Here is a 3,346-nt window from a genome sequence, read left to right as displayed (position 1 = left end):
GTCACCCGCCTGGTCAGCCGCATCCGCACCGAACTCGGCGTGGAGCTGCCGATCCGGGCGCTGTTCGAGACCGGTACGGTCGCGGGCCTGGCGGCCGGGCTGGCCGGTGCCGAAGGGGCGAGGGCCGCCCTGGTCCGCGCCGAGCGCCCCGAGGTGGTGCCGCTGTCGTTCGCGCAGCAGCGGCTCTGGTTCCTGAACCGCTTCGAGGACGCCGGTCCCACCTACAACATCCCCGTCGCCCTGCGACTCTCCGGCCCCCTCGACATCGCTGCTCTACGCGCCGCTCTGCGGGACGTGGCCGGCCGGCACGAGAGCCTGCGGACGGTCTTCCCCGAGCTGGACGGCGTGCCGTACCAGCGGGTGGTGCAGCTCGCCGAGGTCGGTGAGCTGCTGGAGGTGGTCCGCGGCGCCGAGGGGATCGCCGGAGCCGCGGCCCGCCCGTTCGATGTCACCACCGATCTGCCGTTGCGGGCCTTGCTGTTCGAGACCGGCGCCGAGGAGTCGGTACTGCTGATCGTGCTGCACCACATCGCGGCCGACGGCTGGTCGATGGCGCCGCTGGCCGCCGACCTCCGGACCGCGTACACCGCCCGGACCGCGGGATCCGCGCCGGGCTGGGCCGAACTGCCGGTCCAGTACGCGGACTACACCCTCTGGCAGCGTCGCCTGCTCGGCGAGGAGTCCGACCCGCAGAGCCTGATCTCGGCGCAGCTCGACTTCTGGCGGGCCACCCTCGCGGGCTCGCCCGAGCTGCTGGAGCTCCCGACCGACCGGGTGCGCCCGGCGGAGGCCGGGCGGCAGGGCGGGGTGGTGGAGTTCCGGCTCGACCCCGACCTGGGCTCCCGCCTCGGTGACCTGGCCCGGGAGTGCGGGGCGACGGCGTTCATGGTGGTGCAGGCGGCGGTGGCCGGGCTGCTGTCGCGCCTGGGTGCCGGGACGGACATCCCGTTCGGCACGCCGGTCGCGGGCCGCACCGATGCCGCGCTGGACGAGCTGGTCGGGTTCTTCGTGAACACGCTGGTGCTGCGGACGGATGTGTCGGGTGATCCGACGTTCCGTGAGCTGGTGGGCCGGGTGCGGGATGCGGATCTGGCGGCGTTCGCGCACCAGGACGTGCCGTTCGAGCGGCTGGTGGAGGTGCTGAACCCCGCTCGCTCGATGGCCTGGCACCCGCTGTTCCAGGTGATGCTCACCTTCGCCGAGGCGGCGGCCGGTGCGGTCGGCCTCGACCTGCCCGGTATCGAGGCCGAGCCCGTCGCCGGGGCCGGCGAGGGCGCCAAGTTCGACCTCGCGTTCAGCTTCGCCGACGAGGGCGCGGCCGGGTTCGCCGGCAGCGTGGTGTACGCGGCCGAGCTGTTCGACCACCGGACGGTGGAGGCGATGGTGGCGCGCCTGGTCCTGCTGCTCGAAGCGGTGCTGGCGGAGCCCGGTCTCCGGCTGCCCGAGGTCGACCTCCTCACCGCCGAGGAGCGCCGGGACCTGCTGACCGTGCGCAACGACACCGCGCTGGAGGTGCCCGCCGGGACCGTGCCGGAGCTCTTCGAGGCGCAGGTCCGGCGGACGCCGGCGGCGGTCGCGGTGGTGTCCGCGGGCGTCGAGCTGAGCTACGCGGAGCTGGACGCCCGGGCGAACCGGCTGGCCCGGCTGCTGGCCGGCCACGGCGTCGGCCCGGAGACCCTGGTCGCCCTGTCCCTGCCGCGCTCGGCGGACATGATGGTGGCGGTCCTGGCGGTGCTGAAGTCGGGCGCCGCGTACCTGCCCGTCGACCCCGGCTACCCGGCCGACCGGATCGCGTACATGCTGTCCGACGCCGCACCGGTGCTGGCCGTGGCGGTCCGGGCGACCAAGGCCGTGGTCGCAGACGGCGGGGTGCCGCTGGTGGTGCTGGACGACCCGGCCACGGCGGCGCTGATCGCCGCGGCCCCGGACACGGCGCCCACCCGGGCGGCCGAGCTGCGGCCAGAGCACCCGGCGTACGTGATCTACACCTCGGGTTCGACGGGCCGGCCCAAGGGCGTGGTGGTCGAGCACCGCAACGTCGCCGCCCTGGCGGCCTGGGCGGTCGCCGAGATCGGCCCGGAGCGGCTGTCGCACGTGCTGGCCTCGACCTCGCTCAACTTCGACGTGTCGGTGTTCGAGATGTTCGGCCCGCTGCTGAGCGGCGGCCGGATCGAGATCGTCCGCGACCTGCTGGCCCTGCTGGAGGGCGACGGCACCCGCTGGCGCGGCAGCCTGGTGAGCGGTGTGCCGTCCGCGCTGGCCAACCTGGTCGCGCAGGGCGGCCTGGAGCTGGACGCCCGGATGGTGGTGCTCGCGGGCGAGGGGCTGCCCGCACACACCCTGAACGCGATCCGGGCCGCCGCGCCCGGCGCCACGGTCGCCAACATCTACGGGCCGACCGAGACCACGGTGTACGCGACGGCCTGGTACACCGACCGGGAGGCCGCCTCGGCGCCCCCGATCGGCCGGCCGATCGGCAACACCCGGGTGTACGTGCTCGACCGGGGCCTGCGCCCGGTGCCGTCGGGCGTGCCGGGCGAGCTGTTCATCGCGGGTGCCGGCGTCGCCCGCGGCTACCTGAACCGGCCCGGCCTGACCGCGGACCGCTTCCTGCCGGACCCGTTCGGCGCGCCCGGCTCCCGGATGTACCGGACCGGCGACGTGGTCCGCTGGACCCCGGACGGGCAGATCGACTACCTCGGGCGCTCGGACAGCCAGGTCAAGGTCCGTGGCTTCCGGATCGAGCTCGGCGAGATCGAGGCCGTGCTCACCGCCGACGAGGCCGTCTCCCAGGCCGCCGTGCTGGTCCGCGAGGACCTGCCCGGCGACCGGCGCCTGGTGGCGTACCTGGTCCCGGCGGCCGGGGCGGACGTCGACCACGCCGCGCTGCGGGCCCGGGCGGCGGCCGCGCTGCCGGAGTACATGGTGCCGTCGGCGTTCGTGCCGCTGGCCGCCCTGCCGCTGAACCCCAACGGCAAGCTGGACCGCCGTGCTCTTCCCGCCCCCGACCTCGGCGCACTGTCGGCCGGCCGTACGGCGCGCACCGACCGCGAGCGGGCGGTGTGTGCGCTGTTCGCGGAGGTGCTGGGGCTGGAGAGCGTCGGGATCGACGACAACTTCTTCGCGCTGGGCGGTCACTCGCTGCTGGTCACCAAGCTGGTCAGCCGGATCCGCACCGACCTCGGGGTCGAGGTCCCGATCCGGGTGCTGTTCGACGCGCCCACGGTCGCCGCGCTGGCGGAACGGCTCGACGGATCCGACGGTGCCCGCCGCGGCCTGCACCGGCGGGAACGGCCGCAGACCGTCCCGTTGTCGTTCGCGCAGCAGCGGTTGTGGTTCCTGAACC

At 74.8% G+C, this 3,346-nt stretch carries 1 protein-coding gene; it reads left to right on the top strand.

The features are described 5' to 3' along the window. On the top strand, positions 1–3,346 hold a 3,346-nt coding region (locus AA75_RS09240; protein ID WP_033819361.1), incomplete at both ends, for a non-ribosomal peptide synthetase.

The sequence above is a fragment of the Kitasatospora sp. MBT63 genome, assembly GCF_000710465.2.
GTDB lineage: Bacteria > Actinomycetota > Actinomycetes > Streptomycetales > Streptomycetaceae > Kitasatospora.
This window is presented reverse-complemented; position numbering and strand designations above follow the sequence as displayed.